Annotated in this window: 24 protein-coding genes and 1 tRNA gene; 1 reads left to right on the top strand and 24 read right to left on the bottom strand. The window is 42.0% G+C overall.

Translation table 11 applies throughout. The features are described from left to right. The coding region (locus HMPREF9625_RS01875) for a DegV family protein (protein ID WP_016361582.1) at nucleotides 1-511 on the top strand (511 nt) is incomplete at its 5' end. Nucleotides 512-879: 368 nt separating this feature from the next. Here HMPREF9625_RS01875 and HMPREF9625_RS01870 read toward each other — a convergent pair. From HMPREF9625_RS01870 to HMPREF9625_RS01755, 24 genes are all read right to left on the bottom strand, one after another. Then, nucleotides 880-3,108 carry a methyl-accepting chemotaxis protein gene (locus HMPREF9625_RS01870; protein WP_009534978.1) on the bottom strand — a complete coding sequence of 743 codons (2,229 nt, stop codon included), beginning with the start codon at nucleotides 3,106-3,108 and terminating at the stop codon, nucleotides 880-882. A gap of 191 nt (nucleotides 3,109-3,299) precedes the next feature. Further along, nucleotides 3,300-4,025 (bottom strand): NAD-dependent protein deacylase, encoded by a 726-nt coding sequence (locus HMPREF9625_RS01865; protein ID WP_009534979.1) that lies wholly within the window; start codon nucleotides 4,023-4,025, stop codon nucleotides 3,300-3,302. Nucleotides 4,026-4,178: 153 nt separating this feature from the next. Continuing rightward, nucleotides 4,179-4,928 carry a peroxide stress protein YaaA gene (gene yaaA / locus HMPREF9625_RS01860; protein WP_009534980.1) on the bottom strand — a complete coding sequence of 250 codons (750 nt, stop codon included), beginning with the start codon at nucleotides 4,926-4,928 and terminating at the stop codon, nucleotides 4,179-4,181. A 1-nt stretch (nucleotide 4,929) separates the two neighbouring features. Continuing rightward, complete coding sequence (gene bcp, locus HMPREF9625_RS01855; protein WP_009534981.1) at nucleotides 4,930-5,385, bottom strand: thioredoxin-dependent thiol peroxidase; 456 nt, start codon at nucleotides 5,383-5,385, stop codon at nucleotides 4,930-4,932. 12 nt (nucleotides 5,386-5,397) lie between these two features. Next, a complete protein-coding gene (locus HMPREF9625_RS01850; RefSeq protein ID WP_009534982.1) occupies nucleotides 5,398-5,766 on the bottom strand; it encodes a TIGR02328 family protein in 369 nt (122 codons plus the stop codon). Then, the gene (locus tag HMPREF9625_RS01845) at nucleotides 5,750-6,094 is read right to left on the bottom strand and encodes a YbgA family protein (RefSeq protein WP_330361205.1); all 345 of its coding nucleotides are present in this window, start codon (nucleotides 6,092-6,094) and stop codon (nucleotides 5,750-5,752) included. Before HMPREF9625_RS01845 ends, HMPREF9625_RS01850 begins: the two co-directional genes overlap by 17 nt. 203 nt (nucleotides 6,095-6,297) lie before the next feature. Further along, a tRNA-Arg gene (locus tag HMPREF9625_RS01840) sits at nucleotides 6,298-6,369 on the bottom strand. Between the two features lie 87 nt (nucleotides 6,370-6,456). Continuing rightward, the gene (locus HMPREF9625_RS01835; protein ID WP_009534984.1) at nucleotides 6,457-7,164 is read right to left on the bottom strand and encodes an ABC transporter permease; all 708 of its coding nucleotides are present in this window, start codon (nucleotides 7,162-7,164) and stop codon (nucleotides 6,457-6,459) included. Next, complete coding sequence (locus tag HMPREF9625_RS01830) at nucleotides 7,151-7,990, bottom strand: ABC transporter ATP-binding protein (RefSeq protein WP_009534985.1); 840 nt, start codon at nucleotides 7,988-7,990, stop codon at nucleotides 7,151-7,153. Before HMPREF9625_RS01830 ends, HMPREF9625_RS01835 begins: the two co-directional genes overlap by 14 nt. A 399-nt stretch (nucleotides 7,991-8,389) precedes the next feature. After that, the gene (locus HMPREF9625_RS01825) at nucleotides 8,390-10,063 is read right to left on the bottom strand and encodes a hypothetical protein (protein WP_009534986.1); all 1,674 of its coding nucleotides are present in this window, start codon (nucleotides 10,061-10,063) and stop codon (nucleotides 8,390-8,392) included. 215 nt (nucleotides 10,064-10,278) lie between these two features. Continuing rightward, nucleotides 10,279-12,135, bottom strand: a complete 1,857-nt coding sequence (locus HMPREF9625_RS01820) for a hypothetical protein (protein WP_009534987.1) — start codon at nucleotides 12,133-12,135, stop codon at nucleotides 10,279-10,281. Beyond that, complete coding sequence (locus HMPREF9625_RS01815; protein ID WP_242822656.1) at nucleotides 12,135-14,471, bottom strand: putative hexosyltransferase; 2,337 nt, start codon at nucleotides 14,469-14,471, stop codon at nucleotides 12,135-12,137. Before HMPREF9625_RS01815 ends, HMPREF9625_RS01820 begins: the two co-directional genes overlap by 1 nt. 213 nt (nucleotides 14,472-14,684) lie before the next feature. Continuing rightward, nucleotides 14,685-15,692: a proline racemase gene (locus tag HMPREF9625_RS01810; protein ID WP_009534989.1), complete on the bottom strand. Its 1,008-nt coding sequence runs from the start codon at nucleotides 15,690-15,692 to the stop codon at nucleotides 14,685-14,687. Nucleotides 15,693-15,948: 256 nt separating this feature from the next. Continuing rightward, entirely contained in the window at nucleotides 15,949-16,869 is a 921-nt protein-coding gene (locus HMPREF9625_RS01805; RefSeq protein ID WP_009534990.1) for a sulfite exporter TauE/SafE family protein, read from the bottom strand. A 4-nt stretch (nucleotides 16,870-16,873) separates the two neighbouring features. Continuing rightward, nucleotides 16,874-18,043 carry a chorismate synthase gene (gene aroC, locus HMPREF9625_RS01800; protein WP_009534991.1) on the bottom strand — a complete coding sequence of 390 codons (1,170 nt, stop codon included), beginning with the start codon at nucleotides 18,041-18,043 and terminating at the stop codon, nucleotides 16,874-16,876. A gap of 85 nt (nucleotides 18,044-18,128) precedes the next feature. Continuing rightward, complete coding sequence (locus HMPREF9625_RS01795) at nucleotides 18,129-19,199, bottom strand: lactonase family protein (RefSeq protein WP_009534992.1); 1,071 nt, start codon at nucleotides 19,197-19,199, stop codon at nucleotides 18,129-18,131. A 149-nt stretch (nucleotides 19,200-19,348) separates the two neighbouring features. Beyond that, entirely contained in the window at nucleotides 19,349-20,518 is a 1,170-nt protein-coding gene (locus HMPREF9625_RS01790; protein WP_009534993.1) for an ABC transporter substrate-binding protein, read from the bottom strand. Between the two features lie 350 nt (nucleotides 20,519-20,868). Next, nucleotides 20,869-21,669 carry an ABC transporter permease gene (locus tag HMPREF9625_RS01785; protein WP_009534994.1) on the bottom strand — a complete coding sequence of 267 codons (801 nt, stop codon included), beginning with the start codon at nucleotides 21,667-21,669 and terminating at the stop codon, nucleotides 20,869-20,871. Beyond that, the gene (locus HMPREF9625_RS01780; RefSeq protein WP_009534995.1) at nucleotides 21,669-22,487 is read right to left on the bottom strand and encodes an ABC transporter permease; all 819 of its coding nucleotides are present in this window, start codon (nucleotides 22,485-22,487) and stop codon (nucleotides 21,669-21,671) included. The genes HMPREF9625_RS01785 and HMPREF9625_RS01780 overlap by 1 nt, the downstream gene beginning before the upstream one ends. Continuing rightward, nucleotides 22,477-23,559 carry an ABC transporter ATP-binding protein gene (locus HMPREF9625_RS01775; RefSeq protein ID WP_009534996.1) on the bottom strand — a complete coding sequence of 361 codons (1,083 nt, stop codon included), beginning with the start codon at nucleotides 23,557-23,559 and terminating at the stop codon, nucleotides 22,477-22,479. The genes HMPREF9625_RS01780 and HMPREF9625_RS01775 overlap by 11 nt, the downstream gene beginning before the upstream one ends. 186 nt (nucleotides 23,560-23,745) lie before the next feature. Further along, nucleotides 23,746-24,051 carry a YjgN family protein gene (locus HMPREF9625_RS01770; RefSeq protein ID WP_009534997.1) on the bottom strand — a complete coding sequence of 102 codons (306 nt, stop codon included), beginning with the start codon at nucleotides 24,049-24,051 and terminating at the stop codon, nucleotides 23,746-23,748. Between the two features lie 148 nt (nucleotides 24,052-24,199). Beyond that, nucleotides 24,200-25,414, bottom strand: a complete 1,215-nt coding sequence (locus tag HMPREF9625_RS01765; protein WP_009534998.1) for an iron-containing alcohol dehydrogenase — start codon at nucleotides 25,412-25,414, stop codon at nucleotides 24,200-24,202. Nucleotides 25,415-25,930: 516 nt separating this feature from the next. Continuing rightward, nucleotides 25,931-26,380: an Hsp20/alpha crystallin family protein gene (locus HMPREF9625_RS01760; RefSeq protein ID WP_009534999.1), complete on the bottom strand. Its 450-nt coding sequence runs from the start codon at nucleotides 26,378-26,380 to the stop codon at nucleotides 25,931-25,933. A gap of 313 nt (nucleotides 26,381-26,693) precedes the next feature. Continuing rightward, nucleotides 26,694-26,930: a thioredoxin family protein gene (locus tag HMPREF9625_RS01755; RefSeq protein ID WP_009535000.1), complete on the bottom strand. Its 237-nt coding sequence runs from the start codon at nucleotides 26,928-26,930 to the stop codon at nucleotides 26,694-26,696. Nucleotides 26,931-26,959: the final 29 nt, after the last annotated feature.

Genomic DNA, 26,959 nt, shown 5'->3' with positions numbered 1-26,959 from the left:
GCACTGTATTTTTGCGAAGCTGCTTGGAGAAAAGGGCTATACCGGAAAAGTGATTCAGGACCTTTTAAATCATTCTACCGGAGAAAACGGGATCTATATCGGGGTACAAAACTTAAGCTACTTGAAAAGAGGGGGAAGGATTACTCCTATGGCGGCTGCAATCGGTACCTTGTTACAAATCAAGCCGGTTCTTGCCATCAATGAGGGAGGAAAGCTGGATTCCTACAAGAAGGTAAGAACGGAAAAGCAGGTCAGGGAAGCAATTATCGAGGGCTTACATCAGACACTTGAGCGATTGGGAGACCCGGAGGCGAGGGACTGTCATATTGCGGTTGCTTATACGGATAACAAAGAGCAGGCAGAGAACTTTAGAGAGCAGCTTAAGGCGGAGTTTCCGAATCGTTTTGAAGAGGAAATTGTGGTTCGCCCGCTGTCCCTCCTTATTTCTTGCCATATCGGGGAAAATGGTCTCGGAGCAGCAGTTATTAAAAGACCTAAGGAGCTGAACTAGTCTACCAGGTGCTGTAAAAAAATCAAAATAATTTTCTAAGCAATATAGGTCTGAACTTGGGCACGCTCTCGCTAGCTTCGCCTGACTGAGCAGTAGTCTTGTTGACTACTGCTCACTTTGCTTTGCAAAGCAACTTCCTTCGGAAGTTGGTCTGTTACAGGACAACTTTTCTGATGAAAAGTTTGTCCTTACGTAACGGATACTAAGCGAAAAACTGCGTTTCTCCTGTTTTTCGCAAGTACCGACGGGCTCAGACTACCCCCGCATTCAGACCTATATTGCAAAGAATTCCTTTATTATTTTGATTTTTTACAGCCCCTTCTTTTATTCTTAATGCGTATCGCTCGCAAAGCATTCAATATCCCGTTTTACTTTCCTTTCGTTCTGTCATAAGGTTCTGATTTGAGTTGAAATTTATCCAAAAGACGATTCAGAAGTTCCGACTGACCGGATAGTTCTTCAGATGCAGCCGCTGATTCCTCTGCAGTAGAAGTATTGTTCTGCACTACTGTGGATATCTGCTCCAACCCGTTACTTAACTGCTTAATGCCCTCTGCCTCATCTTCCGAGGTGGAAGAAATGGAAGAAATAATTCTGTTAATTTTTTCGGTTTTCTGCGATACCACGGAAAGAGACTCTGCCGTTTCCGCTGTAATCTTTGCTCCCTTATCAACGGCTTCAATGGTTTCTTCGATGAGACCGGCTGTATTTTGTGCCGCTTTAGCGGACTTCTGTGCAAGGTTTCCGACCTCATCCGCCACAACGGCAAAGCCCTTGCCGGCTACTCCTGCCCTTGCCGCTTCAATTGCTGCATTTAGAGAAAGAATATTGGTCTGGAAAGCGATATCATCAATGGTCTTAATAATTTTACTGATTTCCTGTGATTTTTCGGTAATGTCACGCATAGCTTTTGACATTTCATTCATCTTTTCATTACTGTTCTCCACCGCATTTCCGGTTTCTCCCGAAAGAGTTGATGCATGCTGGGCCATTTCCGCAGTTTCTTCAATCTTAACCGAGATAGCATTCATTGTTGTACTCAGGTTTTCAATAGAGTAAGCCTGTTTGTTTGCTCCGTCAGATAGAGAACGAGCGGAATCGCTAACTTGTTCCGCAGAGGCGTTGACCTGCTGTGAACTGCTATGAATTTCTCTCATAGTCACATTTAGATCATCCAAGATATCATATAAGCCACTAAGGAGAGGAGCGTATTCTCCCTTATATAAATCAGTATTCCAAAATTCAAAAGAGAAGTTGCCTTTTGCAATTTCTCCCAGCTTTCCAAGTAAATCTTTAATGATACTCCGGGTTCTCTCTACCACTCTTGCCATACTTTCTGCAATCTGACCGATTTCATCCTGATAGGAATAGTGTATTTCATGGGAAAAATCTCCTTCCGCAACATAGTCTCCTACCTTTGCAATGCGCTTTAACGGTTTCAAGGAGCTGCGAATATAAAAGAAACTGAATCCAACTAAGAGAAGAATTCCTAAAAGGGAAATAGGAACCGCCAGCATAATCATTTTGGTAATGGCATGAGTAAATTCCTTCTGTGAAACTTCAACCGAGACCCACCAGCTTACTCCTTCCATTTCTATCGGAATCGCATGGAACTGTACCAAATCTCCCTCGTTATTTTTAATGTAGGTGTTAAAACCTGTATTCTTGTCCATAAAGGATTGCAGGGCAGAGGCACTCTTTTCCGGAAGTATTTCACTTAACAGCTTCCCTTGCCTGTCCTTATTCATACTGTACATAAAGCGTCCATTGGAATCAATGACACTACTGAACAGAGTGGCAAAACGCGAATCCTTCTGTTCAATAATTTCAAAAACAGAGAGGCTGATATCGATAATGACTACTCCTTTAAACTCTTCTTTGTAAAAAATAGGAAGTACAACCGATACAACATAGCCTCCCTCTTCACTGTCATCCACATAGGCATTGGTCAGGTTTAACTCACTGGTTTCTTTCGCCTTCAGATAATAATCCTTATTGGCGTACATAGAATAAGGATACACCATGATGGTTCTGTTTTTTGCATCTGCCTTACTCATATAGGGGGCATAGTTCTCAATTCCCTGATAAAAAGCTTCCGGTTCCAAAAACACGCCTATTCCCACATAAGATTCATTCGTAGTCATGGAAGAATAAATGGAATCCAGTAAGGTTGTTTCCGCATTGTAACGGCTGGCGGGAATAACCGCGTCCACTACTCGGGAGCGGAACATGGTTCCGGCCATATTTTGAGGTTCTATGATATTGTGGTTTTCATCTTGAATCGTCCAGGGATTCGCAGGAACGCCTCCCGCCATATCCTTATGGTCATAAATTGAGACTATTCCTTCCCGAATGGTATTTGCCGTGATTTCTGCCTGCGTAACCAAATTGTCTAAGTCCGCAATTCCCAAACGGATTTTGTCATTCATATTTCCTTGCAGTGCACTGTTAACCGCCACTTTTCCCATGGAAATAATAGCAAAGCTCAAACCTACCAGTACAAAGATGCTGAGAAGTCCTATTGCCAGAGACATTCTTGAACTAAGCTTCATTCTTTTCCATAGGGAGGTCGTTCTGGCGTTGCTATCCTTTTTCATTTCGTATCGTCCTCCCCAAAATGCAAATCACGTTCTTATTCATTTTCAAAAAATTTACTTCAGATTTGAATATACTTTGACATATTTTTATCGACGATAATTCACTTCAATATAAGAAAGCCGGCGCCTTTAGACGCCGGTCCGGTAGTAGAGGCTTTTAGCCCCGAGCAAACCACCCGATTGACGGGTGCTTATGATTGTATTTTTCCAAGTACCTCTCCAATGGGGGCATTGATGATTAAATCAGCCCCTACCGTTTTACCTGTCTCCGCTTTGTTAATAAGCACTAGATGCTTTCCCCGAAAGTAATCAATAAAACCTGCTGCAGGATAAACTACAAGAGAGGTACCGCCGATAATCAGCGTATCCGCATGCGCAATAGCCCTAATGGCATCCTGAATCAACGTACCGTCTAAGCTTTCTTCATATAGGACTACATCCGGCTTGATTACACCACCGCAGGAGCATTTTGGAACGCCTTCCGCTTCTTGCATAAACTCTGCAGAGTAAAACTTCCCACAATGCAGGCAGTAGTTTCGATGTATGCTTCCATGAAGCTCATAGACAACCTTACTCCCTGCCTTTTGATGCAAACCGTCAATGTTTTGCGTGACTACCGCCTTTAGCTTTCCCGCTTCTTCCAGCTCGGCAAGCTTCTTATGTGCCGGGTTAGCGGGTGCATCGAGATATAGCATCTTCTCTTTGTAAAACTGATAAAAAATCTCCGGATATTGTAGAAAAAAGCTATGACTGAGAATTCTCTCCGGAGGGTAACTGTATTTTTCATGATAGAGGCCGTCCTCACTCCGAAAGTCAGGAATCCCGCTCTCCGTGGAAACTCCGGCTCCGCCAAAAAATACGATATTTTCGCTTTCATCAATGATTTTCTGTAAAGCGGTAATCTCTTTTTCGTACATGATGTTTAACTCCTTTTAGCTAGCTTTAGCTTTAATTCATAACGAGTATCGCTCGCAAAGCGTGCGGTATCTCGTTGGATTTCCCTTTGAAAGCGGACCTGTTTATTGCAGCATCTATTTTTATACCTAAACAGAAGTCAAATCGGCTTGTGCTCACTCCTGCTTCCTCACATAAACATACTCCTTCTCGGAAGATAAGTCCTCGGAAAAATGGTATCCCATGACGGAGAAATGCTTGATTCCCTCCGGTTCCTCAATACGGTTTTCCGCCATAAAACGAACCATCTCTCCGCGTGCCATCTTGCAATACACGCCTTTTTGCACAAGCTTTCCCTGTGCTTCTTCAAAAAAATTGCAGGTAATGTAGCGGTCCTCAGGACACAAATATTTCTCAATACATTTCGAATATTCCTTTGAGGCGAGATTCACAATGATTCCGCTACTGTCCCTTAGCTCCCTGTACAGTCTGTCTCCCCAGTAGTCATAGAGATTTTTCGTGCCGTCCAGACCGAGCTTCGCCTGCATCTCCAGGCGGTAAGCTGTTACCCCGTCCATTGGCTTTAGAATCCCGTAGAAGCCGGAAAGAATCCGAAGGTGTTCCTGCACATAGCAGAGCATCTCCGTCTCGAAGACGGTCGGAGCCATGTATTGATAGGCAATTCCGTCATAGGAAAGAATCGCCGGTGCGAGTTTTTCTCTTAAATCCATCGACGAAAGGCGCTCTATATTTTGCTCGGCAATCTTGTCATTGCAGGCCCAAAGCGCCTTTAGTTCCGAAAAGGATTTTTCTTTCAGACTCGCCTTGATTTTCTTGGCATCGGAAAGAAAAACGGGCAAATCCCGGTAAGCCGGCCCATTTTCATCATGCTGCATCTTTTTTGCAGGAGAAAGAATGATTCGCATATCAGCTAAGTTCTCCCAGCATCTGTTCAGGATTGTCAGCAGCCTTTACCTTGTCAAAAGCTTTGGCAATCTTTCCCTCTTCATCAATCAAATATGTGGTACGAACCACACCCATATAGGTCTTACCGTAGTTCTTTTTCTCCTGCCATACATCATAGGCCTGAATTGCCACAAGCTCCGGATCGGAAAGAATCGTAAAGGGCAGTCCGTATTTCTCTTCAAACTTCTTATGAGATGCCACGCTGTCCTTACTGATTCCGAGAACCACAGCCCCCTTCTCTATGAACTGCGGATATCTCTCCGCAAAGCCGCAGGCCTGCTTCGTGCAGCCCGGGGTGTTGTCCTTCGGGTAAAAATATAAAATAACCTTCTTTCCTCTGTACTCTGACAGAGAATGCAAGTCTCCATTCTGATCCGGCAATGTAAAATCCGGTGCTTTTGTTCCTACTTCTAACATAGTAATCCTCCTTTACAGTTCTAATTTTATACCCTTATTTCGTAGGTTTTCTATACACTCGAGTAAATATTCCGCATTATGCTCTTTGTAAATTGGGCGTTCTATCCTTTTTTCTTCGAGATTATCATAATTTTCCGCTGTCTTTCCTCTATAATTCTTGTTTCTCCACTCTATAGACACCCTATACCCTCTTTTTTCCATTTCATCCATAACTAAGGAATGATACATAAATAAGTGATAGGGAGAATAGGAAAATACATAATCTACCGTTTTATGCTTCTTATTCCACCCGTTTCCTCTAAGGGCACAGCATTCTCTGTGTTGTCCAAGCAGCTGATTTTTAGGCAAAATACTTATCATTTGTTCATGCCATAATCTCATCTTGTTCTCCTGTTAAGAAAGTGGATTCTTGTAAATATTCATTGGGATATCTCTTTAGTAAAGCGTTAAGATATTGAATCACAGCTTCCTGATTATTTTTCCCTTCCATATATTCCTCTAAAATATCGAATAATCCTTGTTTTTCCGTTTCACTTGCTTCTTTTTTGAAATATCCCCATACATGTAGAATGGCATTATGAAAATCTTTTTTACTCTCTTCTATATCCTTTGCGCTTTGTATTTTTTCCTGTAGATATGCAATATCCACTTCCTTTTCTTTCAAATACTCTCTGATATTGAGATATACCTTATGCGATTTGCTCAGCACATAATATTTATTTTTTGCCCAGAGCTCTTCGCATTCTTTCTTTATATTCTTGTGCTGCACTTTACGCCTTCTTTCCAAATGTTTTGAGCATCTATCTATGAAATTAGATCATAACTGCCCTATCGTCTTCAGGCCTTCACAATCCATTCTAAAAATAAAAATTGCAGCAACGAATCATTCTACTCATTGCTGCAAGAAATGGATGTTCCCTGCGGGAATCGAACCCACAACTAGTGCTTAGGAGGCGCTTGTTATATCCATTTAACTAAGGGAACAATGGAACTCTATTATTTTACCTATCCTGCAGTTTTCTGTCAATGCAGGGCAGGAACTTATCTATTTACCAACACTTCATTATAGTCTTAATAGGTCCATTTAAACTGTTTACTTCTTCGAAAAACAAAGGCAAAAATTTCTTTTCCTACAAAGAAATATACTGCACATAGAATCAGTAACATGAAAAAATCTTTAACACCTGCTGTTTTACGAATCCAGAGAGCATAAAAATGGGAACCTGCCGATAGCGGATTGGTATAGTTCAGATATCCCGGTAAAGAAAGGATACTGCCGGAAAGAAATAAAAACAGATAGCCTACAATGCTGACAAAAGAGGCCATTTTCGTAAAAATGAGGGTTAAGGCAGACAGTATATAGGATATCCCCATACAGCCAAAGCACACCAAGATAACAATATAAAAATATTCAAATCGAAAGCTAAGCTTTATAAACAAAGAGGCTATTCCTATGCAAATACAAGCTTTAACACTATTTAGCAAAAACCAAACCAAGGTTTTTACGCTAATAATTTGCATAATGGAATAGGGTTTAATCATCAGGTTTTGCAAAGTTCCCATCTGCTTTTCCGTGGATATACATAAAGACGCTTCCGATAAAACACCATTTACCAAAATCCATAAAACATAAGCAAAGAGCTTTTCCTCTTGTTCCCCCTCCGTATGCATAACTATTACGAGTAACAAAATATCTGTTAATATGCCCACGATATAATCCGGATAATAGCTGGCCGCCTCTATCAGACTTTTTTTGAATTCAGCCTTAATCATTTTCATGGAAAACCTCCAGCAATATTTCTTCCAAGTCTCTTTCCTTTTTTCTTATTTCCAGAATTTCATATTTTTTATAATAGCTTTGATATATATCCTGAAAGCTTCCCCGAACCGTGTCACATTCCGGCACATTATCCTTTATAAAGGAAACCATATATAAATCCTTGTCTTCGTAATCCGTTTTATCGAATTCATGTACGACTCCATCCTTTAAAATCAGTATCCTACTTTGAAGCTTTTGTACCACATCCATTTGATGAGACGTGAGTAATACTGCAATTTTCTCTGTTTTTATAATGGTATTCAATATCTGAATAACGGATAACTTACTCTGTATATCCAGCCCCAAAGTAGGCTCATCTAGGAGTAAGAGCTTCGGAGAGGACATTAGGGCAATCAATAAAGCCAGCTTTTGTCGCATTCCTCGAGAATAAGTCCCTACAGCTTCATGGATTGCTTCTTCCAATTCGAATAGAGAAATATACGTTTTGATTTTCTCGTTCCCGGAATCAATGTTCAGAAGTCCGGAAAAGTACTCAATATTTTGCCATCCGGTAAGATAATCATAAACATTCACACTGGATTCCAGCAAAGCATTTACCTCGGAAAAATACTCCTTATTTTTATACGTAAAAATGTCTCGTCCATCCAAGAGTATAGAGCCTGCATCTGCCTGTATCATTCGCAGAATACAGTTAATTACGGTAGTCTTTCCGGCTCCATTATTCCCCAGCAAACAGACGATTTCTCCTTCCTTTATGGAAAAATTCAGATTTTTCAAAACTTCTTTTGCTTTAAAGCTCTTCTTCAAGCCTTTGATTTCCAGCATTTACCATCTCCTTGATCGGGGGAATATCATTGGCATAAAATTGAGCCTTTTCACAATGAAATCCCGATATTTGATTCCTATATTCACATCCACCGTAACAGATAGGAAATACCTTTAAACCCAAATTAATTAATTCATCTAATCAATGTTCACTTGGCTTATTTCCCATGCCCGGAAAGAGATTTTTTTGAGGTTGTTATACACTATAATAGCAAAATCAGGCAGAAATGAAATTTCAAACTGCCTGATTTTTGGGATTTATTTTTGCTAGGTAGAATTTACTTCTGCACTGGAATTTACTTTTTCAATTTAGCCTTATCTATTTGCCTCTGTAGGAACTTCGCTATCTCCCCCATGAAAGCTGTTGTATCTACCGTTGGAGCTGGGAAATTAGCCTCCTTACCTTCTTTCTCTCCAGTCCTTTTTCACCTGCTCCCAGATGGCAAAGGCCTTCCGAATTCGTTCTCCGCCATGACGATACTCAAAAACATCTTCCAGTTCCTCATCAGAATAGGCGGAAAGGTCATGGGAATAGCTCCACATACGCTCATAATGTTCCCTTCTATACATGGATTTTCCCCATTCACTGCGGTCTGTCCACAGGGTGCCCAAGAGAAAGATTCCGCTAAACAGAAGACAAACGGCAAGTCTGCCCTGTGCTGTTCTTGCTTTCTGTCCCAAACTTGCTCGGTTCTCATTTTTCCATAAGAACAAGAGCAAAAATGCTCCCAGCAAAGCACTTTGGTATTGCAGAGCATAACGACTTTGAAAAGCATAGCTTTCCTTTAAAAACATATAGCGAGTGAGGAAAACCAGAGCATGACTGGCTAAGCCGTGGAGAAGCAGTAGTCCCGGCAATAAACCAAAGTAGAAAGACTCTCCGCCTTTTTCTGCTGCCATAGGGTTTTTTTCTATCGGATTTACAGCTTCTTTTTGCCCCTGATTTAAGGAAGGCGCTCCGTCATTCTTCTTTGAAAATACTTTTCCTCCTCCATTTCCGGAAGATGCAAAAAACTTCCAAAGATACAACAGGGTCATAAAAATATAAAAGAAAAGCACAAATGCGCCAATCAAAACGATTCCTTTTCCCTGTATCACTCCGTCTCGTAGAAGCTTCTCCAGATTTTCCCCGGAAACCAGCATAGAGGAAAAGCCGTAAAAGATAAATTTCACCACAAAAAGCAGATGATTTTGCAGTACTTCCCTTAGGGAAATGCTTTCCGCCCCGGCATATTCATACACCGCATAGTGATTGCTGAGAAGATACAGAAAGAGGCAAAGTCCATTGGAAATAAGGAGAAGAATCGTCCCCTTCATATCCCAGAGCTTCTTCCCCAAAGCCAGGAAGAAGAACAGGGCAAAGCAGGAAAGGAATACCGCCAAGCAATATGGCCCTGCCACCAGTAAAATAAATGGCGGATAAATCGATAGAACAAGCAAGGAGCTTTTCTTGCTGAAGGCCTGATCCAAAGCATAGAAATAGTCATAAAATGCTGAAAAGGCCAGAAAATGAATATAACCCGAGCCGTTTAAAAGCATTTCCCACTTATTTAAGCTGTAAAAAAGAAGTAAAAACAGAAGCTGCTGTGAAAAGGACAGCTGCTTTTTTCTCATAAAAAGCAGCAAGGGTTTACTGGCTAAGAATAGTCCCAGTACCCCAAGTGCCCGGTCAAAAATCAGGGTATAACCAAAAGAATGACGGTTTATTTCCCTAAAGAAATAGGTCAAGGGAATTCTGGTTAAAATATCCTTTTGCAGTAAATCCCCAAGCTGAAAGGGCTTTCCCAAATAGGAATTTACCAGCCGAATATAGTCAGAATATAATACATCTGTAGTGCTTAGAAGAACATAAAAGAGAATGGCAAGCGCCATGAGGAAAGAAAGGAGCAATAAAGCAACAGGGAGCTTCCCTTCTTTCCCCTTGGAAAGCAGATGCTTGCCCAAAGCCGATACCCCAAAACCTTGCCCTAAGGGAACCCGCTCTCCGGAAGCTTCTTCGCCGGAAGTCGGTGCAGTAGAAACTTCTGACCCGGCCACCGGTATATTTCTGTTTTTTCCCTCATGCCCTGCCATACTCTCCCTTCCTTTCTCAGCAAAATTATGTCCTTTTATTTTATAGTAGTTTGAAGCAAATTCATTTTTTAGATGCGGTTTTCCAACCAAGTCCTGCTATCAGCGAAAACTGCTCTAATTTTTCTGCTTTCGAAGCATAGAAGCAAATCTATTTTTCACTTCTACATTTCAAAAATCAGATTTATTCTTTCTCCGATCCGGAGAATCTTCTAACATCAGAGGTTTGGAAATACCTCCTGGGTAATATCCTTATAGCCTCTTTCCTCCGGCACTTCCTTTAAAACAATACTGTTAGAGGAATTTGCTTCCGACGGAAGCTCCCTAAAATCCTTGAAGAAATGAATCTTCGTACCGTGTCCGCTGAAATCCTCATCAAAGACCTGAAAGAAGGTATCTCCGTAAAACTTACTCATCTTATAGCTGTTTTCCAGAATATAGACCTGCTTACCCAAAACATAGTCTCGTCCGTACTTTTCTATGGTCTGCTCTGCCAAGGAATTCATCCTATCCTGATCCTCCCAGAAATAGATTTGTGGAAAATAAGAACGATAATAGCGCTCCACCGGAAGGCGCAGGCAAATAAAGGCCAAGCAGAAAATCGTACCGAGCGGCAGCCTGCTCACGCCCAGCAAATACGAAAAATAGAGAAGAGAGGCAGCAAAACTCACATAAACCCAGCGCATTTCCACGCGAATCGTCACGGAAGAAGAACCGATACACATCGCGATAAACAGTAAGAATAAAATATTGTTTCCGATAAAGTTGCGAAGACGGGAGAGCTTTTCACGCTTTTGGTCTTTTCTTAAGTTATTAACCGAGTCACTTACCGAATTGTTTACTAAATCTTTTGTAGCCTTCTTTCCTATACTGTTTTCTATACTGTTTTCTATACTGTTTTCTATGCTGCTTCCACTGCCGCTTTCGATACTGCTTCCTGCATTTCTTCCTGCACTTTTATCCGTCTTAAAAATGCGGACGAACGCAAAAATCAGGCAGAAGAGCACTGTGAAAGCCAGAACGGCAATTGATGCGTAGACCAGTTTCCGCATATCCGGGCTAACCTTCTCCCAAGGGATTCCATTTAAATGCTCCGGCCCCTTCTGAAAGCCGAAGATGTAATAAACCTCTGTAAAGGCATTCTGCAGGGCTTCTTCAAGTTTAAAGCTTTCCGTAACTTCCGTTCCGCCCGTCCCCTTAGGAATGAAAGAACCAATGGCAAACTTGCGGATAGCATAAAAAAGAAAAGCTTGAGCAAGAGGGAGGATTTTTCCTCCTGTCAAAATCTTCGCTTCCCCTGCTCTCCCCCTAAAAAAGAGCGGAACATAGAAAAGAGGAAGCAAAGCTATATAACGTTCATGTGTAAAAACAAGTAAAAAGAAGAAAATATGAGAAAAGACAAGGTTTCGCAGAAAATGCTTTTCTTCATTTAATTGCAAATAAAGAAAATAAAGGGTAATCAATGAAAATCCCAGTGCCAAAGTCTCCAGTATTCCAAGTGCCTGTGCAATCTGATAATAAGCAAAGTGGGCAGACAGAAAAATAAGGCTTAAAGAAAGAGAGACAATTTTCTTTCCCTTTGAAACCACCCAGGAGAAATAGCAAAGGAAACAAGCCAAAAGGCCATTTAATACCACATTGAAATACCAGTAGCGGTTGGGATCGTTCCCCACAAAGACCATTTCGATATAGCTAAGAGCCCAGTAAACCGGACGGAATCGCACCGCCTCTCCTATCGGAAAGCTGAAGGTCAAGAAATCCTGCTCCCGAAAGAAAGAAAAGAGATACAGGTCATCCATATATAAGGCTTTAATATGGATATGCCTGTTTACATAAAAGGCAAAAAGCATTAACAGGCAAAAGCTGCACAGGAAGAAAAGCAATCTGAATATGTTTCCCTGTCTTTTCTGTCTTTTCTCTCTTTTCTCCTCCACTTGCAAACTATTTTTTTTCTCTACATAATCTTCATCCTGCAAGCTTTGCTTCTTCACGCTATCTTGACTCTTTAAGCGGTCTTCTGCCTGCAAACTGTTTTGTTCTCTCACACTACTCATTTCGCCCTCATGCGCTTCCATTATTTTGTATCTAATTCCCGTTCTATCCAAGTCCACACCCTCTTCGCATTCTCCTCTTCGTCTTTCGTAAGCGTAGGATATGGCTCTTCTCTCCACGCATATTCTAAGCGAGACTGATTCACTTTCACAAGAAGGTATTTCGGAAAACTATCTTGCGTTTTCGTTAAATTCTTGAAATCTTTCTCTCCTCCCTCTTGTCTTCCTAAAAGCCATGCTAAGTCAAAGTCATCCACGCTCATCATTGCAGAAGGCTCTGTGGAAAATTCCGGCTCTATCAGGATTCCGAGCTCTGCCATCTGCCCGAGCATTTTCTTTATTCTCTTTTCTCTTTGTTCTTCTAAAAAGGGTTTCTCTATGTAAATGTAATCCGTTTTTGCCCATTTTAAAAACCACGCAAAGTAAAGCGGATCATTATGGAGGCCCGGGCTTCCTCCGGATCCCTCCACATCGGTAATACTTTCCACAATGCAGGGAATCTGATAGCATTCCGGTGTTTCTGCAACAGCGAGAACATGATTGTTCGGATTCTCTGCCATTTTTAGAAAAAGAGGAAGACTTCCCCGTTTTGCCTGCTTATCCTTTTCCACAGCAAAATGGTCGTAATAGCCCTTATTCACAAAATCAATCGGTGTAAAACCGACCGCTCCCGCCCAAGAGGTTACAAGTGTAATCAATATTGAAGCGAGATAGGTTAATGGGAAAAGCCCCTTTATCCACTTATTTGTCCTTAAAAAACCCTGCTTTTCACTCCATAAAGGAGAAGAAGCCGCAAGTAAAAGCGCAAGACACTCCCACAAAATATAGTAATTTCCGTCAATCTGCCAAAGCATAGAAAAGCTTAAGAGAGAGAAAAAACTGATTAAGAGAAAAACAATCCGTAAATATGAGTAATTCCCTCCTTCATCTTCCAATCCCTCGATACCTTTCATTGCATATTTTTTCCCCTTTGGGAAGATGACACAAACGGCATTCTTAAATGCCAAAAAAAGAACTGCCGGAAATACTACTCCGCTCCATGCAATGCTGACATGTTCCATATCCTCACCCACAGGATAAAAAAGGAAAAAAAAGACTCTCTTCACAACAGAAAGAACAACCTCAAAAACAGGTTTTTCTCCGCTATAATCCACATGAGCATCCAGATTAAAGGGCCACTTTACGGAAAAGCCCATTGCCTTAAAGATTCCCGTAAAAGTAGTAGAAAAGGGTAAACCGGTAATCAGGAAGGTACGAAGTGTAACCAGGGACGTAAAAAAAAGCGAAACCAGTAACAGGACAGTAGATCCCTCCTGTCGAGTTCCTAAAATACAAATTTGCCTGATTCTCTTTTCCTTTTTGGGATGTCTTACTTCTTTGTCACTTACTTCTTTAACTCTTACTTCTTTAACTCTTACTTCTTCAGTTCTCTCCCCTTCCGAAGTCATTTCCTTAAAGAAAAACTCCCTGATTGTTCCCTTAAGAAGGCTGTCTAGAAATAGTCCGACTAAAATCAGAGTACTAAAGACTACTGCTGTCGGCTTAAAGCTATAACTGAAAATCAGCATGGAAACGCTGTTTTTTCGTTCTCCCTTCGCATAAAAATATAGACTTAAGACTTGCAAAAGCAAGGTAATATTATCCGTTTTTGCAGTAATCGACATATTTCCGATTGAGGAAAAAAAGAAAAACAAAAGAAGTATCGGCATCCCGCTTTTGAGATGAATTCTTCTTGATAGTAAAAACAAAACCAAAGCAATCGCCAGATAAGTCCAGATCTGAAAAGCCAGAAGAAAACCATATCCCGGTAAAACAGTGAGAGGCGCGGTAAGAAGCTCCAGTCCCTTCGGATAGCTGTATACGGCATTGAGTAAACCGTGCGAACTGAAAAATCCTTTCAGGAATGAATGGATTCCTTCACTCAATGATTGCCCTCCGGTAAATACAGCATCCGGAAAAGAAAAAAGAGTATATTCCCCCCTTAGACCATAGCGAAGCGAGTCATAGTCCAAGGCAATATTGCTGCGATTCATCTGGATAAAAAGAAATGGAAGGATGAGAAAAGCCTCTACCTTATAGGGTAATGAAGCAAGCAGTTTCTTCATTTTCTTTGGAAAATAGCTTAGCTTTCCGGAAAGAAGAAAACCAAAAAACGATGCCAATAAAGAAAAATATAAGAGCGAAATCCCCAAAGGAAGAAGAAAACGATGTAGGTATGCAGAAAGAAGCAAGGGAAAAAAAAGGCAAAGCAGATAGTTCTTTTTGCTTGTAAAGATTCGCTTACGAAAAAACAAAACAGCAAAAATATAGAGAGAAAGCACTCCTACTTCGCCTAGGGCAAGCAGACTTTTCTTTTTCATAAGCCTTTCCGCATTTCCGCTATTGAAAAAAAAGAAAAAAGCCCAAAGAAGAGAACAGCAAAATAAGAAGAGAAAAATAAATTTTTCTCTTCTTGCGCTCTTTTCGCCGCTAGCTCTAGTAAGTCTTCCTTCCATACTGCCATTCCTCGCTAGGTTAGTTCGCTAGTTTTTATTCTAATGAGCACCATCCGGAAAAACACAAGACAGCTCATTTTATTTCAAAACAAAGCCGTATTTTACAGGATCTTCCTCATCAATCACAAAGTGATTAAATCCGGTAATATAAGCTGAACCCGTAATCTGCGGAATCACGGCATCATAGTCTCCCACCTTGGTCGTACCAAGAATCTCTCCCTCAAAAATAGTGCCGAGGATGGACTCATAATAGAACTTCTCTCCGACCTTCAGTTCTCCCTTAGCAAATAAGGTTGCCATCTTTGCGCAGGTTCCGGTTCCGCAGGGAGAACGGTCTACCTGTCCCTGTCCGAAAACCACGCAGTTCTTTAAAGTTGCATCTTTGGTTTCTGTCTCTGACCACCACTCCACCAAGTCCACGCTGTGAATATGAGAAAGCGTAGGATGCTGTACAGGAATTTCCTTATTGATAATGTCTCTGAGCTGAATCCCCAGTTCCTGTAACTCCGCCGCATTTTCCGGCTTAATCTCAAGTCCTACCTGATCCGCCTTAACAATCGCAAAGAAAGATCCGCCAAAGGAAATGTCAAACTTAATCTTTCCATGTCCCGGAAGCTCTACCTCTTGATCCTTTTTATAGAGGAAAGCGGGAACATTTTGGAAGCTAACTTTCTTTGCTTTTCCATTTTCAACCTGCACATGACCAAGAATGATTCCTGCAGGTGCCTCCTGAACAATCTTTGTAACCGGCTCTGTAACCTCCACCATGCCGGTCTCTACCGCAACGGTCATCGCACCGATAGTACCATGCCCGCACATATTGAGGTATCCGCCACCGTCCATAAAAATGATACCATAATCCGCCTCATCTGCAGTAGGCTGCGTCATGATAGAACCAAACATATCGTTATGGCCTCTTGGCTCAAGCATAATTGCAGTTCTCAAGTAATCCAAGTTCTTCTCTAACCACTCTTTTTTCTCCGGCATCGACTTTCCCGGAATCTTAGGGATTCCCCCTACTACCACTCTGGTTGATTCACCTGCTGTATGAGAATCTACAGCATGAATGCTCTTGATAAATTTCATTTTTAGCCTCTTCTTTCACAGTAAAAAGACAAAGACGATATCGCCCTCTGTCTTTTTCACACAATATTAACTCACAGCCTCTTATTTTACTGCACAATGCTTTATTTCGCTATGGTATTTCTTCTTTTCTCTAAAAAACTTATTGTTTTTTATCTATTTTCTGTTTTGTTTAATAATTCCATGATCTATCATCTCTTGATAGTTTAGTTCTTTTATTCTTTTATTCTCTTATCCTTTTATTCTCTTATCCTCTATGTCATTCTATATCTCTATGTTTGCTCCTCCCTTTTTCTTCCTTGTACAGAGAATAAAACATAGAAATCGCAGTATAAAACATCACACAAATTACAATGATTTTCAAAGCATGCGAAGGTAACGACCCACTGATTAAGAGGTAAACTCGAAAAGCCAGAATAACTGCAATCGTACCGAAGATATTTCCGCCGAGTGCCAGCTTCCGATTGTAGCTGTTCTGCTTGATAAAACGAATAGAAGCCACCGGCATAAGATAGGCACAGGCTCCCATCATAATCGGAAAGGCAACGGAAACATTGATTCCCAAAAGACAGACAAGCGCAAGACAAGGTGCATACAATCCGACTCCGGCAGTCATTACTGCACCAAGAAAAAAGTTACCTGTAACCGCAATAACGAGCTTGATCCCATGCAGACCGATTGCTGTTCCGTCCACCGGCACCAGATTCGTCACCTGCGCTATAATAACAAATGCAATTAAAGTCATGGCCACGCCCATAACCAGCTGGATTTTTTCCTTCGACAATCTGGAAATGAAACCTGCACCAACCCATGCCCCGACCATAGCCGACACAATCATACTCACTAAGGTAAGCGGTTCCACCCTGACCCCATGAATAAACAAAAAGGCCTCCGCAATAACCGGTATGGTACAAGCTACATTTAAAGTTCCCGGAATCAAGCGGTCATCCGTTTGTTTTAAGCCTTTATAAAGGGAAGCTCCCGGTGCAAAATTCCCAATCCCGAAGACATCAAAAAAATTGATAACAAAAGAAATCAGACTGCCCAGAAAAAAACTTGTTTCTTTTTCCATATTCTCTCTGTTTTTCCGTAGATCACCCACAAAAAAGAAAAGGAAAACGAACCCCAAAACTGCCAAAATAAAAAGTAAAACCACGGTAACACTTGCATGAACGTCCATAGCGCTACTCCTTCCGATATATTTTTTTCACGTTCTCCAGTCTTGCACTCATATTTTCCAGTAAACAGTCCAGCACCACAATCGCTGTCATCGCCTCTACCACTACCGTAGCACGTTCTACCACGGTCGGATCATGTCGTCCCTTTATTTTTATAGAAATCGGCTCTCCGCTTTCCTTTACTGTATTTTGCACTTTGCTGATGGAAGGAGTCGGTTTAAAGCTCGCTCTGATAAGAATCTCGGATCCATCGCTCATTCCTCCCAGGATTCCTCCGCTATGATTTGATTTCTTTTTCAGCCGTATTAAATTATTTTCTAAAAAATAATCTTCTTCTGTGCCCCCTCTTTCCGAGTCATCCGATTCATCTGATTCGCCCGCTTCCTCTGTAGAAATATACCCCCTTCTACTTTCCGGAAAAGCTTCAACCGTAAAAAACGAATCATTATTTTCGGAACCCAAGACCTTCGAAGCAGCCACTCCGTCTCCGATTTCGACCGCTTTTACCGCTCCGATAGACATTATCCCCTCTGCAATGCGGGCATCCAGCTTATCAAAAACCGGCTCTCCGACACCGGGGAAAAGTCCATTCACTCTGCATTCCACAACACCTCCTGCAGAATCGCCCTCTTCTCTTAGCTTAAGAATGCGTGCATCCGCTTCTGCTCGGCCTTCCGAAGTGGAAAGAGAGATTCCCGCAAGCTCCATTACCTTGGCATCCACTTCGACTTGAAGCTCCTGCAATACTTTCTTCGCAATCGCTCCGGCAGCCACTCTCGCAAGCGTTTCTCTCCCGGAAGAACGTCCGCCTCCACGGTAGTCTCGAAACCCGTATTTACTGAAAAAGCCATAGTCTGCATGTCCCGGCCTGAAGGATTCGGCAATATCTCCATAGTCCTTCGAACGCTGATCCTCATTTCGAACCATTAACGCAATCGGAGTTCCCGTAGTCAGTCCCTGAAAGACACCGGAGAGAATCTCTACCTGATCCCCCTCTTTTCTTTGGGTCATTTTCAAGTTCTTTCCCGGTCTTCTTCGCTCCAGATAAGGCTGAATATCCGCTTCAGAAAGCGAAAGTCCTGCCGGGCAACCGTCCACAACGACCCCCAGAGCCTTTCCATGCGACTCTCCAAAGCTACTAATACGGAAAATCTTTCCAAAAATACTTCCGCCCATACCTCTCCTTACATAGTAACTTTAAGCTTCAAGCAAACTCTTACACAGTAACTTTATCTTTGAAGAGCCACCTTGCAAAGCACATTTAACCTTGGAGCTTTACCATGCATATGCTGTTCGGCTCATCAATTTCCAGTTCTCTCGCACACATAGACAGAAGCCCGTGCTCATAGTCAATATTCAAGAACGTAATCGTACCGCTTTCGTTATTTGCAACGGCGATATGCTTTTCATCCGGGAAAATGCAGAAATCCTTCGGATATTCTCCCCCAATCGGCAAGCTCCCCTTCATGGTCAGAAGCCCCGTCTTAATATCTCTATCATAAATGGAAATGGTATTAATCCCCGCATTCGATACAAAAAGATGAGACGCATCCTTATCCGGAGAGAAACGCATCTGACAAGCCGCAATTAAAGGGTCCTGATCCTTTTCCTTATAGGTGGGAATAGTCTGAATCTTCTCCAGAGTAACCTCGTCTCCCCCCTCTTCTTCATGAAAAGCGTAAACATCGATTACATTTTTCAACTCATAGAGAAGATACAAGTATTTTCTATCAGGACAGAAGCGGAAATGTCTCGGACCGGATTGCAGTTCACAGCGAAGTGTATCAATCTGGCGCATCTTTCCGTCTGCCTTGTCAAAACGAAAGATTTTAACCTGATCAATTCCCAAATCCGCAATTAAAATATATTTCTGGTCATCCGTCATTCTGGCACAGGAAACATGGGGACGGAAGGTTCTTTCGGCAACGGATCCGACACCTTGATCATATACACCGTCAATGATATTTCCCACAGAACCGTCCGGATTCAAAGCCAGTAATGTGGCTTTTCCATCATGATAGCCGGAGACCGTAAGATACTGTCCACTCTTATCCACAGCCAAATGACAGCCTCTCATGCCTCGAATATTTCTCGTATTTAACTTGCTTAAGCCTCCATTATCCAGAATCCGGAAAGCAACTACACCCTCATCCGCAATGGAATAAAGTGTTTTCTGATCTCTCGAAACTGCAACGTAAGAAGAATTGTTCACTTCTATTTCTGTTCTCTTCGTGAATTTCCCTTTTTCTATATCCACATCGCAGATAGTAATCCCTTTTGCAGAACCGGTGTAGGAATAAGAACCGATATAAGCCACATATTTTGAGCGCATTATCTTTCCCCCTTTAACACTGCGTAAAAGTTTTTTATTTCTTTTATTCTAACAAAATTTACTTTCCGGGAATAGCTTTATTTTGAAGTGGAAGAACTCTTCTATATTTTTTTTCGGAAAAATTTTTCTAAAAGATAATTATAATCACCTTACGATGCCTTCAAAATCTTCCAGCGATTATTGTACTTGGCCTCATTTTCCTCTCCGAGGTAAGTATAGACCTCTCCCTTTTCCAACAATTTTTCCATATCCGGGAAAACAGCCTTATTTTCCGTATAACTCTTATCCAAAAGTGCAAGCGCTCCTGTATTCGGGGTCGGATAGGTAATATATTCAAAGTTTTTCGCGGCAATATCCGGCCTGCAAAGGAAGTTCATCCATTTTTCGGCATTTTCCTTATGCTTTGCATTGTAGGGAATCACCCAACCGTCAAACCAGACATTCGTGCCTTCCTCGGGGATTGCGTAGTCAATTTCCACATCCGTGCCTTCCAGCTCATCCTGTACATAAAGGATTTCTCCGGAGTAAATGACACCGACCGCAGCCTCTTCTCCAATCATTTTGTCTCTCACCTGATCCACTACATAGGCCTGAACCAAAGGCTTCTGCTTGATAAGGTCCTGCAAAGCTTCATCCAGCTCCGCATCGCTCACGGTATTCATGGAATGCCCTTCCATCTTTAATGCCACCATAAAGGCATCTCGCACGGAGTCCTGCATAAGAATTTCTCCCTTGAGCTTAGGATTCCATAGGTCTGCCCATTTGGTCGGATAGGGCACGCCGAGTTCATCCAGCATTCTCTTATTATAAAGAATTCCTACCGTTCCCGTGGTATACGGTACAACATATTTATTCCCGGGGTCGAACTGCTCGCACATTTCCATATACTGTTTTCCGATTTCTTTGATATTCGGGACATTGTTAAAATCAACCTCCTGCAGGAGATGATTTTGCATCATTTTCTCAATCATATAGTCGGAAGGGCAAACCACATCGTAAACAACCCCTCCGGCCTGAATAACCGGATACATTTCTTCGTTTGTCTCAAAAGTATCGTAAATCACCTTGATTCCCGTTTCCTCTTCGAAGAGCTTCGGTACCTCAGGATCGATATATTCTCCCGCATTGTAGACCGTAACGACATTGTCCCCCTGCACATCCGCCTGATTCCCCTGCTCCGCAGTATTCGTCTCACCCTTACCGCAAGCTACGAAAAAGGTGAAAGTAAGACAAAGGAAGAGCACCGAAAGAACTGCGATCTTACGAGAGCATCCGCCGGTACGAAAATTTCTTTTACTATTATTTCCTTTTTTTAACATAATCTTTTCCTACTCTTAGTATTGAAAATTTCAAACGTTATAACAATATATCAACTTTTTTACAAGTCGCACTCTTTTTTAGGATTGCTCTATTTTAAACCTGCTCTTTATCTGTATATTTCACGAAAAGACCATCGCGAGGCTCCCGTTATTTGTTCCATGCTAACTAACGAGTGCGAAGCGTGTTTGAGCGTAGCGAGTTCGCTAGGAGCACGAGTGAATAAGTGCATGGAACAAATAGGGAACGCAGTGGGTCTTGAGGGAAATATACAGCGAAAAGAGCTCGATAAAAGAGTGCTTTAAAACACCTTTTGAAGAGATGTGCGAAGGTGATTCGGCAAATATTCGCTTTATGCAGTCTTCTCCTTCTTCCGCTCAAAAAATCCCGGTGCAAAGTTCGCACAAAGTAAAACCACAAAAACCGTCACAAAAATGAGGGTGGAGAGGGCATACATCGTCGGCTTGATTCCCTTTCTTGCCTCGGAATAGACCAGTGTAGAAATGGTATCGATGCCCGCGCCTCTGGTAAAGTGCGTGATGATAAAGTCATCGAGGCTCATGGTAAAGGCCAGTAAAAATCCTGATAAAACCCCCGGCATAATATCCGGAAGCACTACCTTAAAGAAGGCGTAAAGCGGAGTCGCCCCAAGGTCAAGTGCCGCCTCATAGCTTACCTGTGAGCTCTGCCGAATCTTCGGAAGCACGGAAAGAAGAACATAAGGCAGATTAAAGGTAATATGGGAAATGAGTATGGTGTTAAAGCCCAAGCTAAAACGAAAGGCAATAAACATCAGCATCAAAGAAATACCGGTCACAATGTCGGCATTCAGCATCGGGACATTACTTACCCCGATAATCAGATTTCTCGGCAGCTTCTTCATTTTTCGAATTGCAATCGCCGCCATGGTACCCAGTACAGTCGCGATAAAGGCCGACAAAAATGCAATAATCAATGTATTCTTTAAGGCCTGCAAAATTGCCTCGTCCTGAAACATCTCCGCATACCACTGAAGACTGAAGCCGGAAAAATGAGCTCTGCTTCGTCCCGCATTAAAGGAAAGCGCGGTCAGCATGAATATAGGTGCATAGAGAAAGAGCACCACCAAGCCTAAATAACCGTTTTCCAAATATTTTTTTCCTCTTTTTTCCATTAAAACATCGCCCCCTCTCCGTTGTCATAGCGGGAAAGGACCGCCATGGAAAGAATGATAAAGAGCATCAGAATCATGGAAAGGCCGGAGCCCACATTCCAATTGGAATTTGTCGTAAACTCCTGCTCGATAACATTTCCGATTAGGTAAATCTTTCCACCTCCAAGGATATTCGAAATGGCAAAGGTAGTGAGTGCCGGAACAAAAACCATGGTCACCCCCGAGACAATGCCCGGAACGGAAAGCGGTAATATCACCTTCCAAAGGGTTGTGAAGAAGCTCGCCCCAAGGTCATAGGCCGCATCAATGGTATTGTCATCAATTTTACTTAGCGTGTTGTAAATCGGTAAAATCATAAAGGGCAGGAAGTCATAAACCATGCCGAGAATAATGGCATAGGGAGTATTGATGAGGTTCTGTCTTGGTAAATGCAAAGAAAGCAAAATCTCGTTCAGCACCCCTTTTCGCTCCAAGAGAGTCTGCCACGCAAGAATCCGAAGCAGCGAATTCATCCACATGGGAAGAATAAAAATAAACGCCACAAAAGAGCCTTTCCCGATTTTCTTATTGCGAAGAATTAAAGCAAGCGGAAAGGCAAAAACAAAGCAGAGCACCGTACTTGCTAAAGAAAGAAGCAGTGCCAAAACTAGGGGCTTGTAATTTTCCCACAGTAAAATCTGCCCTACATTTTCCAGCGTAAAGGCACCCGCCTTCGTCGTAAAGGCATAGTAAATCACGAGTGCCAGCGGAATGACAATAAAACCACACATCCAAACTAAGTAGGGTGTGGCCAGTAAGGTATTCTCTTTATTCTTCAATGCCGATAGCCTCCTCGTCCTCAGACTCGGGCTTATTCATTATCTGAATATTGGAAGGTCTGACATAGAGTCCCACCTTCTTTCCCGGCTCATGCATCTCCGTGGAGTGCACCAACCACTCGAAGCCATCCTCGGTGGTGCATTCCATCTCATAGATTTCTCCCTTGAAAATGATGTGCGTCATTGTTCCTTTAAGAATTGCACGATCATCTCCGTCTTCCAAAATTTCCACGTCCTCCGGTCGGATAACCACATCGACAGGTTTGTTTCGGCCAAAGCCCTCGTCAATACAAGGGAAGTTTGCACCAAAAATTTGTACCAGTCTATCTTCTAACATAATGCCCGGTACGATATTGGAATCGCCGATAAAATCCGCCACAAAGGCATTTTCCGGCTCATTATAAATCTGCTCGGGGGAGCCCGCCTGCTGGATATAACCCTGATTCATTACCACCACATAATCGGACATGGTCAGTGCCTCTTCCTGATCATGGGTAACATAGATAAAGGTAATTCCCAATTCATTTTTTAAGCGAATCAGTTCGTATTGCATCTCCTGCCGAAGCTTTAAGTCCAAAGCCCCCAAGGGTTCGTCCAAAAGTAAGACTCTGGGCTCATTCACGATCGCTCTTGCTATAGCGATTCTTTGCTGCTGCCCGCCGGAAAGCGAAGTCACGGAACGCTTCTCATAGCCTTGTAAGTTCACAAGCTTCAAGGCATATTGAATCTTATCCCGAATATAAGCCTCCGACTTATTGCGTATCCTCAGTCCAAAGGCAATATTTTCCGCAATATTCATATGAGGAAATAGAGCATATTTTTGAAATACCGTATTTAACTGCCGTTTGTTTGCCGGCAAATTGGTGATGTCCTTCCCCTCAAAAAATACCTGTCCTTTATCCGGATGCACAAAGCCTCCAATAATACGAAGTGTGGTCGTCTTGCCACAACCCGAAGGCCCGAGCAAAGTTACGAAACTGTTCTCTCTTATGGAAAGATTCAGATCATCCAAAATCAGCTCTCCATCAAAAGATTTGGTAATTCCCCTTAAATCAATCAGCGTTTTTTCCAACTCATAAAAACCCCCTTCTACATTTTTTACTGCCGATGGCAGCAATAGACCTATTGTATCAAATACAGCGCCATTTACAATCTATGAAAAAAAAATTTTTATTATATTTCCATAGTCAAAAATAAGAGCCCCGGGGAAGTCCAAAAAGACTCTTACTCCTACGCAAAATTGTATTCTGCAGAAATTTTAATTTGCAAACTCGGTATGTGCTACCTGCCACTTTTTCAAAGCAATTCCTACCCAAAAGCCATATATACCGAAAGTGATGATGCAGAGGAAAAACCATTTAATCCACTGCAGGAATAAGCCGGTCGCTGTACCGGTAAAACGAAGACGATGTCCGTTAATCACAGTATGAGAGATTTCCCAGTTATAAATCATGCATATTGCCCAAGGAGTACAAATACCAAAGGTACACAAAATGATTAAAGCCCCCAAAAGTTTCCATCCGATTAACTGTAATAAACCGCCGTCAAAATAAGATTCTCCCATAAATTCTCCTTTTCTTTATACTTAAAATATAAATTTTTACAAAATTATAGGAATATTAAGATAAAAAAGCAAGCTCCCCACTAAAAACATTCGAGGAGCTTGCTTTTAATCATAACGCGTAAATACAAAATAGAATTCGCTTTCTTGTTTAGAAATCCACTTCCGTGTCATAGTAGCAGCACTTTAAGAGCTTTTCCATTTCCTCTACGCTCGGCTGACGGGGGTTGGAGCCTGTGCAGGCATCGGCAACGGCATTTACCGCAATGTCATGCAGTCTCTCTAAGAAAACCTTCTCCGGAACGAATCCCTGCTCTGTAGGATAAGAGTCTGCACCATAGTTCTTGATACAATGCGGAATGTTCAGCTTGTCGTTTAAACCTCTTACATAAGTAATCAATGCCTTTACCTTTTCGTCATCCGAATGTCCGGAAAGGCCAATAACATCGGCAATCTTGGCATAACGCTTCTTCGCCGTCTCGTCCTTTGCATTGAATGCGATAACCTTCGGGAGATACATGGCATTTGCCGCACCGTGAATGATGTGTGCGCCTAAATCCCCGAATGCCGCACCGGTCTTATGCGCCATGGAATGCACGATTCCGAGAAGTGCATTGGAAAATGCCATTCCGGCAAGGCACTGCGCGTTGTGCATCTCATTTCTGGCGTTCTTATCCTCATTATAGGAATCTACCAGGTCATCCCGAATCATCTCAATCGCGTGCAACGCCAAAGGATCCGTGTAGTCGCAATTTGCGGTAGAAACATAAGCTTCAATCGCATGAGTTAATGCATCCATTCCGGTATGCGCAACGAGCTTCTTCGGCATGGTCTGTGCCAGAGCCGGGTCAACGATAGCAACATCCGGAGTGATTTCAAAGTCTGCGATGGGATACTTAATTCCCTTTTTGTAGTCTGTGATAATGGAAAATGCGGTTACCTCGGTAGCCGTTCCGGAAGTAGAGGAAATCGCGCAGAACTTTGCCTTATTTCGAAGTGTCGGGATGCCAAAGACCTTACACATATCTTCAAAGGTGCACTCCGGATATTCGTACTTAATCCACATTGCCTTCGCTGCATCAATAGGAGAGCCACCGCCGATTGCCACAATCCAATCCGGTCCGAAGTCCTGCATTTCCTTTGCCCCCTTCATGACAGTATCCACGGAAGGATCGGACTCAATCCCTTCAAAAAGCTTAACCTCCATACCGGCTTCCTGTAAGTATTGTACTACTCTGTCCAAAAAACCGAAACGCTTCATCGATCCGCCGCCCACGCAGACAAAGGCCTTCTTTCCTTTAAAAGTCTTCAAAGCCTCTAATGCATTCTCTCCGTGATAAATGTCTCTTGGTAATGTAAATCTCATCTTAAGCCTCCTTAAATAGACCTTTCAACTTTTTACGTCCCCCATGCTACTCTTCTATTATTTATATGTCAATATTTTAACAATCTATTTTTCTGTTCTGCTTTTTTCCTCTCTTCCTTTTCCCTTTTATATTCACGCCTCCCTAAAGAATTTAATAGAAAATCCTATTTATCAAAAAATTGAAACAAAATGAATAGTTATAAAAAATATACTGGTAAAAAAGCATATCTAGGTGTGAAAAATATTTAGGGATAAAAAAAGGTCTGTAAAAGTGAATCTTTTCACAAACCTTTTCTTATCCCCCTTCAAGCGGATATTTCTTTTAACAGTCGAAGCTTTATCTAGGAAAGCTCTAAAACTCAGGCTTCTAAATTTACTTCTTAATAGATACTACCGGCTTAATGAGATCCGCAGGTTTATCTCTCATCATAAAGAGTGCCTTCCCCAAATAGAATCTATTAAATTCTATCTTCTTTCTTTACATTTCCTAGCCTTAAATTCCGCAACAAGGCAGCCTTAACCTTCAATCATAATCGGCTGCTTTTCCGGAAGTTTCTTCTCCCCTTCCTTCGGGAAGGAAAGCTTCAGAACGCCCTGTTCAAACTTTGCTTTTACATCTTCCTGCTTAATGCTGTCACCAACATAAAAGCTTCTTTGCATAGAGCCGGAGTAACGCTCCTGACGAATGAGTTTACCCTTCTCATCCTTCTCTTCTTCATTTAAGCCCTTCACAGCACTGACCTGAAGATAGCCGTCATGAAGCTCTACCTTGATATCCTCTTTCTTAAAGCCCGGAAGGTCGATATCCATATCGTACTGTCCGTCCTTCTCATGGACATCTGTCTTCATCAATCTTCCGCTGCGGTCTCCGTAAAGCTTATTCTCTACTCTGCCAATGCCTCCGAAACTCGGAAAATCAAACCAATCATCAAATAAATTCTCTCCAAAAATGCTAGGTGCTAACATATCTTTTTCCTCCTTATACTCTTCTTTTGACTTCTAATCTCTTGTCATTTTTTTCAGCAAGGGGAAGAACCTTCATCATCGTGAGAACCTTTAAAGTCCTTGCGGTCTTCTCTGTTCCTCTGCTTGATTATGATTATACTCAAGTTGTTAGCACTGTCAAGTGTTGAGTGCTAATTTAGTTGTGAAAAATATGTGTCTTTTTTAGTTAAGAATCAGCCTTACGCTTCCGTAAAGCTGATTCTTTGTGCCAAAACATCCACCTTCGCCATAATGCCAAAGGGAAGAATCGCTCTGGGAGTGGCATGTCCCACATTCAGATTAAAGACAAAAGTTTTTTCAATTCTCCGACTCCGGGAACCCGTCCGCTTACGATAAGTTTCCCATCAATCATGAGGGATGGCGCACTGAGTACCCCAAGCTTTACAATCTCGATTAACTCCTCTACTTTTTCGATTTTAGCATCCTTCCCCAGCTCTTTTACCGCCTCTTTTACATTTTGATATAATGTATCACATTCTTTACAGCCTGCACCGATAACCTTGATTTCCATATTCATCCCTCTTTACGTTTCTTTCCAAC

This window comes from Oribacterium parvum ACB1, assembly GCF_000238055.2.
Classification (GTDB): domain Bacteria; phylum Bacillota; class Clostridia; order Lachnospirales; family Lachnospiraceae; genus Oribacterium; species Oribacterium parvum.
Note: the sequence above shows the minus strand (reverse complement) of the source record. Positions and strands in the feature narration are given on the sequence as shown.